Source organism: Streptomyces sp. NPDC006529 (genome assembly GCF_040611795.1).
Lineage (GTDB): Bacteria > Actinomycetota > Actinomycetes > Streptomycetales > Streptomycetaceae > Streptomyces.
This window is the reverse complement of sequence record NZ_JBEXPB010000063.1, coordinates 22,166-28,795: the sequence shown is the minus strand read 5'-3', so window position 1 is coordinate 28,795 and position 6,630 is coordinate 22,166. Positions and strand designations below refer to the sequence as shown.

At 74.9% G+C, this 6,630-nt stretch carries 7 protein-coding genes and 1 pseudogene; 3 read left to right on the top strand and 5 right to left on the bottom strand.

Features of this window, described 5'->3' with window-relative positions; genetic code table 11:
- Positions 1-254 (top strand): annotated as a pseudogene (locus ABZY31_RS28770) (hypothetical protein); the annotation flags it as partial.
- Positions 255-282: 28 nt separating this feature from the next.
- On the opposite strand, the gene ABZY31_RS28765 reads toward ABZY31_RS28770, so the two are convergent.
- Positions 283-948: a phosphatase PAP2 family protein gene (locus tag ABZY31_RS28765; RefSeq protein ID WP_356415978.1), complete on the bottom strand. Its 666-nt coding sequence runs from the start codon at positions 946-948 to the stop codon at positions 283-285.
- Between the two features lie 333 nt (positions 949-1,281).
- On the opposite strand from ABZY31_RS28765, the gene ABZY31_RS28760 reads away from it, so the two are divergent.
- Positions 1,282-1,893, top strand: a complete 612-nt coding sequence (locus ABZY31_RS28760; protein ID WP_356415976.1) for a hypothetical protein — start codon at positions 1,282-1,284, stop codon at positions 1,891-1,893.
- Between the two features lie 46 nt (positions 1,894-1,939).
- Positions 1,940-2,875 carry an NAD-dependent epimerase/dehydratase family protein gene (locus ABZY31_RS28755; RefSeq protein WP_356415974.1) on the top strand — a complete coding sequence of 312 codons (936 nt, stop codon included), beginning with the start codon at positions 1,940-1,942 and terminating at the stop codon, positions 2,873-2,875.
- 1 nt (position 2,876) lies between these two features.
- Here the strand turns inward: ABZY31_RS28755 and ABZY31_RS28750 are convergent, their stop codons facing one another.
- The 4 genes from ABZY31_RS28750 to ABZY31_RS28735 all read right to left on the bottom strand — a co-directional run bounded on the left by ABZY31_RS28750 (position 2,877) and on the right by ABZY31_RS28735 (position 6,497).
- Positions 2,877-4,115: a cytochrome P450 gene (locus tag ABZY31_RS28750; protein ID WP_356415971.1), complete on the bottom strand. Its 1,239-nt coding sequence runs from the start codon at positions 4,113-4,115 to the stop codon at positions 2,877-2,879.
- Positions 4,116-4,139: 24 nt separating this feature from the next.
- On the bottom strand, positions 4,140-5,531 hold the full coding sequence (locus ABZY31_RS28745) for an FAD-dependent oxidoreductase (RefSeq protein ID WP_356415968.1): 1,392 nt from the start codon (positions 5,529-5,531) through the stop codon (positions 4,140-4,142).
- On the bottom strand, positions 5,524-5,772 hold the full coding sequence (locus ABZY31_RS28740) for a ferredoxin (protein ID WP_356415980.1): 249 nt from the start codon (positions 5,770-5,772) through the stop codon (positions 5,524-5,526). The genes ABZY31_RS28745 and ABZY31_RS28740 overlap by 8 nt, the downstream gene beginning before the upstream one ends.
- Positions 5,773-5,897: 125 nt before the next feature.
- On the bottom strand, positions 5,898-6,497 hold the full coding sequence (locus ABZY31_RS28735; RefSeq protein ID WP_356415965.1) for a hypothetical protein: 600 nt from the start codon (positions 6,495-6,497) through the stop codon (positions 5,898-5,900).
- Positions 6,498-6,630: the final 133 nt, after the last annotated feature.

Here is a 6,630-nt window from a genome sequence, read left to right as displayed (position 1 = left end):
GCTTCTCGACGACCAGGGTCTCGGTCGTGAGCAGCAGGGAGGCGATGGAGGCGGCGTTCTCCAGAGCGGAACGGGTGACCTTGACCGGGTCGATGCCCCCGGCCAGCGGGAAGCAGCTCGAAGAGAAGGTCGCGGCGCTGGAGCCCGACTGGGCCGCCTACCAGGCGCAGCGGCTGCGCGCGACGGTCCGCGTCCGCTTCGACAACGGTTTCATCCTCGACGACGCAGACGAAGACCTCTTCACCGGCGCCTGACCGGCCCTCCCGGTTGCCCGGTCTCCCGTCAGGCGGCCGGGTTCCGGGCTCCGGTGCGCCACAGGAAGGCGCGGGCGAGGAGGGAGAGCCACGCGGTCGCGAAGAGCCAGCCGCCGAGCACGTCGGTGGGCCAGTGCACGCCCAGGTAGATCCGCGAAAGACCCACCGCCGCGCCCCAGCAGGCGATGAGCACGATGGGGAAGCGGGGCACCGGGGGGCCGCGCAGGACCAGCGCGGCGATCAGGAGCCCGGCGGTCATCGCGGCGGTGGCGCTGTGACCCGAGGGAAAGGACCACCCCGAAGCGTGCACCGCCCAGTCGGCGGCGGCGGGGCGCGGACGGGCGATCCCCACCATGGCCGCGTAGCGCAGGGCCTGTCCCGCACCGAGACACAGCAGCAGCGCGGCCGCCGTACGGGCCCGCCCCCGGGTGGTGCGGCCCGCGTACCACCCGGCCGCCAGGAGCAGGGCGTACGGGATGAACCCGGTACCGGTGTCGGTGACCCCCCGGGCCAGGGCCGAGGCGACGGGCGGACGGTGCGCCACGGACCAGCGGTGCGGCCCCGTGTCGGCGGGCAGCCGCGGATCCCCGCCGTGCGTGACCCAGACCGCCAGCAGGACGAACAGCGCCAGGGAGACGAGCGCCAGCCGGCCGGCGCGGCGTGCGAGGGCGGTACGGGTTCCGGTACCGGTCACGGACCGGCCGCGCGCGCTCACGGCGGCCCGGACCGGCGCCGGGTCCGGTGGGCGGGGCCGGTCGCCCCCGCGCGGGCCGGGCCGCCGAGGGGCGCGGCGTGCGCGGGCGCGGCATACCCGCACCGGGAGCCGTACGTACGGCCGTACCTGGGAGTCAACCAACGGATCCGTTCTGGCGCTCGGCCTGGAGGTCCACCGCACTGTAGGCGACGGCGCGGCGCGTCCCCGGTAACGGCCCGCCGGACCCGGCGGTGGGCGCTTTCGGCGGCCTGCCGCGCACAATGGGCTCGACGGCCGAAACGGGCCGACGGTCCGGCAGGAGGCGCGCGGCACGTGAACAACCCGGCACCAGAGGAAGCGGACCGGCTCCAGGTCTGGGCGGAGCGCGTGGTCGACCGGCTCGTCGGCACGGACGACGTGGACCAGGAGCTGATCACGGCCGTCCACGGGCAGCCGGACCTCACCGCGGAAACCGCCGTGCGCCGCGCCCACGCCCTGCACGCGGCGGCCATGGGTCTGGGGCCGGCGGGGTGCGCCGCCGCCGCGGGCACGTCGGAATCCCTGCTGGCCCACTGGCGCCGGGACCCGGTCTTCGACACGGCCATGACCGCGGCCGCGGCCCTGGCCGGTGGCCGTGCCGGTGCCGGTGCCGGACGGGTTGCGCCGCAGGGGCCGTTGACCGGCTTCGCCCTCGGCATCCTGCTGCGCTCCCTGGCCAGGGACGGCCACCTCGGCACCGCGGCCCGCGCGGCGGGTCTCACCCGGGAGCAGCTCACCCGCATGCGGCGGAGCAACGCCACCGTCAACGGCCTCGTGGAGGCGGCGGTCCGGCGGGCCAGGGTCCGGCACACCGCCGAGCGCGGGCACAAACGCGGATACGGCTACCGGTTGGTCCACCGCGCCGAAGCCCCGGCGCCCGGCGCCGCCGGGGCCGAAGGCCCCTGACGGAACCGGCCCCGAGCGCCCCGCGCACGCGCGCTAGGCTGCCCTGATGAGCCATTACCTCGTCGTCGGATTCGGACCCGCCGGGGCCGCCACCGCTCGGCTGCTGGTCGAACGGGGTCACTCGGTGCGGGTCGTCACCCGGTCGGGCCGCGACCCCGAACCCGGCATCGAGCACGTCGCGCTGGACGCCGCCGACAGCGAGCGGCTGACCGCCGCGGCACGGGGTGCGGCTGCCGTCTTCGGCTGCGCGGCCCCGCCGTACCACCGCTGGGCGGACGCGTGGCCGCCCCTGGCCGCGTCCCTCCTCGCGGCGGCCGAGGCGACCGGAGCGGTCCTCGTCCTGCTGGGCAACCTCTACGGATACGGACCGGTGGACGGCCCGCTGACCGAGGCGCTGCCGCCGGCGGCGACCGAGCCCAAGGGGCGGGTGCGCGCCGAGGTGTGGGAGCGGGCGCGGGCCCTGCACGAGCAGGGCCGGGTCAGCGCGGTCGAGGTCCGGGCCTCGGACTTCTTCGGGCCCGGTGTGACCGACGGCGGACACCTGGCCGCGCGGGTGGTGCCGCGCGTACTGCGCGGCAAGCCGGTCTCCGTGATCGGGGATCCGGACGCCCCGCACAGCTGGAGCTACGTCCCGGACGTGGCCCGGGCCCTGGTCGAGGTCGCGGGCGACGAGCGGGCCCTGGGGCGCGCCTGGCACGTCCCGACGGAACCGGCCCGCTCCGCCCGGGAGATGGTCGCGCTGCTCGCCGCCCGGGCGGGGACAGAACCTGTCGCGGTGCGCGGGATTCCGTCCGCCGTGCTCGGCGCCGCCGCCCTCTTCTCCCCGCTGATCCGCGAACTGAGGGAGGTCCGCTACCAGTTCGACCGCCCCTTCGTGCTCGACTCGCGGGCGTACGAGGCGGCGTTCGGGCTCCGCGCCACCCCGGTCGACGCCCAGGTCCGGGCCACGGTGGAGTGGTGGCGGGCGAGGGCGTCGGCGTGACTCAGGAGCGGATCCCGTCACACGCGATCCGCAGGTGGCGGGGGCCGCGCAGGACCGCGTTCTGCCGGTAGGGCGGGGGGTCCTCCAGGAGGCGGGGGTTCTCCAGCCTCCTGGCCAGTTCGCTGAGCGCGAGCTGCGCCTCCAGGCGCGCCAGCGGGGCGCCGAAGCAGCTGTGGATGCCGCTGCCGAGCCCCAGGTGCTGGATGTCCTTGCGGTACGGGTCGAAGCGGTCCGGGTCGGCGAAGCGGGCCGGGTCCCGGTTGCCGGAGGCCAGGATCAGCCACATCGAGGACCCCTTGGGGATGGTCACCCCGCGGACCTCGATGTCGACGAGGGGCGTGCGCTGCGGCAGCAGCTGCACCGGTGGTTCGAACCGCAGCAGCTCCTCGACGAGGGGGACGGCCAGCCCCGGTTCCTCGCGCAGCCGCCGCAGGACGTCCGGGTTGCGCAGCAGGGTCAGCATGCCGTTGGTGATCAGGTTGACCGTGGTCTCGTGCCCGGCGATGAGCAGCAGGGCGGCGGTGCTGAGCAGCTCCATCGTGGACATGGACTCGTCCGGCCCGTGTCCCGCGGCCAGTTGGGAGAGCATGTCGTCGCCGGGGTCCTTGCGCCGCTCCTCGATCAGCCCGGCCAGGTACATGCCGAGTTCCATCCGGGAGTCGTGGGTGGCCCGTTGCCGCTCGGCCGGGTCGGCTTCCGGATCGGGGTCCAGGCTCGCCGCGAGGGTGTCGGCCCAGACGTGGAAGCGGGCCTCGTCCTCGCGGGGCACGCCCAGCAGCTGGCAGATCATCGTCACGGGGAACGGGTACGCGAACTGGTCGACCAGGTCGATCCCGTCGGGGTCGCCGAGGCCGTCGATGAGCCCGGTGACGATGTCCTTCAGGCCGCCGCGCATCCCGTCGACGCGGTACGGGGAGTGCGGGGGTCCGAAGGGCCGGTTGGTCATCCGGCGCAGCCGGTCGTGTTCCGGCGGGTCCAGCTTCAGGAAGCTCGGCGGCAGCGCCATGGCCTCCTCTCCCCCGCCCTCGGCCAGCGGATCGGCCGCCGTGGCCGCCAGGTTGCGGGAGTCGGAGCTGAGCCGCGGGTCGTGCAGCAGGCTCTGGATGTCGTAGTAGGTGCTGACGACGTACGGTCCGCTCCCGTCGTGGAAGACGGGGGTCTTGCGCAGCTCCTCGTACAACGGGTAGGGGTTCGCGCGGTTCGCGTAGTCCAGGATCCGGCTCAGGATGCCGTCGTTCATTGCGGGTCCTCCGGGACGTGCGGGTCAGTGCCCGGCGGGGGTGAAGGTGATCCGGCGGTCGGCCGGCGAGTACCCGCTGAGGGTGATGGTGGGTCCGTGCGTGGGCACGGACGGGTCGGGGAAGTCCGCGGGGATCGGCTGCTGCCCGTCGGCGCGGCGGTCGACGGTGGTGAACGGGAGCGGGAAGGGAGCGGTGGCCTCGATCTGCTGCTCGTAGAACTGCAGCCAGCGCGAGTTGTCGAAGGTGACCGCTCCGATGACCCGGCCCTGGTAGCCGTAGACGCCGGTGAAGCGGCGCTCGGCGCGCGAGCCCTGGGTGATCATGATTTCGGTGCCCATGGAGGGCACACCGACGGATTTGATGTTCACGCCGAACTGGGAGGACCAGAAGGCGGGCACCCACAGGTGCGGGCGTCGTTCGGTGCTCTCGCTCAGCATGTTGTGGGCGGCGGTCTCGGCCTGGGCGACGGCGTTGCCCCAGTGCTCCAGGGAGAGGAACTGGTAGCCGAAGAGCGCGTGCGGGGAGCGGGCCACGTCGCCCGCCACGTAGATGTCGTCGGTGACGATGCCGCGGATGTCGAAGGCCCGGCAGCCCGCGTCGCAGGCGATGCCGCGCGGGCCCGCCCCCAGACCGGAACCGGTCAGCCACTCGGTGTTGCGCTGGGCGCCCAGCGAGACGACCACGACGTCGCACTCCAGGGTGGTGCCGTCGGAGAAGTGCGCGGCCCGGACGCGGCCGGTGGAGTCGCCCTCCAGGGCGGTGACCATGACGCCGGTGCGCAGGTCGACGCCGTGCTCGCGCTGGAGTTCGGCGGCGACGGCGCCGATCACCCCGCCCAGGGCGCCGACGAGGGGGCCGTCGCCGCGTTCGGCGACGGTCACCTCCAGCCCGCGTTCGCGGCACGCGGAGGCGATCTCGGAGCCGGTGAACCCGGCGCCGATGACCAGGACCCGGCGCGGTCCGGCGGCGAGTGCCCGGGCCAGGGCCGCGCCGTCGTCGCGGGTGCGCAGGGTGAAGACCCCGCCGAGTTCGCCCTCGGCCTCGTTGGGCCAGGGCCGGGCGCGCACGCCGGTGGCGATCAGCAGGCGGTCGTAGGGCACTTCGTCGCCGTCGGCCAGCCGGACGGTACGGGCCGCCATGTCGAGGCCGTCGGCCGGGACGCCCAGGCGCCACTCGGCGTCGAGGGCGCGGCGCCGGGGCAGCAGGGTGTGGTCGGCGTCGGCCTTGCCCAGCAGCACCCCCTTGGAGAGCGGCGGGCGGTCGTACGGCTCGTGCGGCTCGTCGCCGATCAGGGTCAGCGAGCCGGTGAAGCCCTTCTCGCGCATGGTTTCGGCGGCGCGCAGTCCCGCGAGTGAGGCGCCGACGACCACGATCCGGCCGGAGCGCTTCAGCTGTTCCAGGGTGCTCTCAGGCATCGGGGCCCTCCCGCGTGCCGGCGCCGGCGGGGGTGCCCGCGCCGGCCAGGTCGAGTTCGTCCACGAGGATCGCCTGCACCGGGCAGGCGGCGGCGGCCTGGGCCACGCGTTCGCGCTGGGCCGCTTCGGCGTGCGGGTCGTAGAGCAGTCCCTCGTCCCCGTGCATCGCGAAGACATCGGGGGCGAGGAAGGCGCACTGGGCGTATCCCTGGCACCGGTTGAGATCGACGACGAGCCTCAGCAAGGTGTGGTCCTTTCGGTGACCCCCGCGGCTTCCGGGACCAGCCTGCGGGCCGCCGCGGCACGGGGCCCGTCCGGCGGGACCGTCGGAGTGACGCGGGGGCGCGGGGGCGGTCGCGCGGGAGGTCAGGGCGCGGTCGCGGGCGTGCGCGGGGCCGCCATGCCGGACTTCAGGACGTACAGGCTGACGAGCAGGGCCCAGGCTGGGAAGACCAGCTCGGACCACGGCAGCGAGGAGCCCACCACCAGCAGCACCAGGCCGGCCAGGTACCCGGCGAGGACCAGCGGGCGCGGGAAGACCCCGAGCCGGCGGCCGATCGTGGAGGTCGCGAGGACGAAGACGGCCGCCATGCGCATCGCGTAGGTGGTGAGCAGGGTGTACGCGAAGTGGCGGCCGAATTCCTGGGGCTGGTCGGCGTCGAGCACCGTTCCGCAGGCCGCGGCGGCGCCGAAGAGGCAGGCGACGAAGACCAGGCCGCTGCCGAGGAAGACCGTGGAGACGAAGCGGTCCTCGCGGTCCCCTCCGTGCGCCCGCAGCGCGCCCATGAACCAGAGGAAGGCGATGCCGGCGAAGGGGACGAGTTCCACGGCTGCGGTCACGGCGTCCCGCTGGCCCGAGGTGACCGTGATCCGGGCCGCGCCGCCCCCTTCGGGCAGGGCGAGCCGGGCGAGCACGATCGCGCCCGCGAGCAGGACGGCGAAGAGCACCCCCGCGAGTCCCGCCATGCGTGGAGTGCTCAGGCTCGGGCCGGTGGGGGGCGGTGGGTGCGCTGGTGTCATGGGTCCAGCAAGCCGGTGGTGGGCCCGGGGTGCCAGCGGGGCCGTCCGGCCGGGTGACGCGCCACCGCCGTGCCGGCCC